1 protein-coding gene is annotated in these 255 nt (G+C 60.4%); it reads right to left on the bottom strand.

Going from position 1 to position 255, the window contains the following annotated elements:
* Positions 1-255 (bottom strand): hypothetical protein (locus SB754_RS21470; protein ID WP_410784350.1); only part of this gene is annotated, 255 nt, incomplete at both ends.

Here is a 255-nt window from a genome sequence, read left to right on the forward strand (position 1 = left end):
GTGGCTTGTTATCCGAGGGCAGCTGGGACGTGTCGGTCGGCACACCGTAGGCGACAGCACTGAACTCGGTCTGGTGCGTCGCCATGAAGTCGAGGAACTTCTTGGCGCTCTCCATGTTCTTGCTGTCTTTGCTGATCCCGTATGCGCCACCCATCGCGACGGGAAGGTAAACATCGTCTTCCGCGTCGGCGCCGGGCAGCCCATAGAAACCGATCTCGGTGTCTCCGGCCGCTTCTTGAATCTGCGACATCGTCG

Source organism: Leifsonia sp. SIMBA_070 (assembly GCF_046534635.1).
Taxonomy (GTDB): domain Bacteria; phylum Actinomycetota; class Actinomycetes; order Actinomycetales; family Microbacteriaceae; genus Leifsonia.